General features: G+C 40.2%; 1 protein-coding gene. It reads right to left on the bottom strand.

The window, feature by feature from the left end; translation table 11 throughout:
• Nucleotides 1-281: transposase (locus HRJ06_RS23045; RefSeq protein ID WP_174735239.1), on the bottom strand; the 281-nt coding region annotated here is incomplete at both ends.

Here is a 281-nt window from a genome sequence, read left to right as displayed (position 1 = left end):
GATTCGATAGAAAATCTGCTCAAACAAATCGGTCTCTTTAAAACGGCGTTCGTAATTCTTCCCGAAGGTGGAGAAGTGGGGCACTTTATCATGGAATCCATAACCCAAAAACCAGCGATAGGCCATGTTGGTTTCTACTTGTGAAATGGTCTGGCGCATGGAACGAATACCAAAGGTATATTGAATGAAGGTAAGTTTAATTAAAATAACAGGGTCAATGCTTGGGCGCCCAATTTCCGAATACACATCCTTCACCAAGTCATAAATGAAAGAAAAATCAA

Source organism: Mesobacillus harenae, assembly GCF_013343715.1.
Classification (GTDB): Bacteria; Bacillota; Bacilli; order Bacillales; family Cytobacillaceae; genus Mesobacillus_A; species Mesobacillus_A harenae.
The sequence above is the reverse complement of the archived record's forward strand: the minus strand, read 5'-3'. Positions and strand labels throughout refer to the sequence as shown.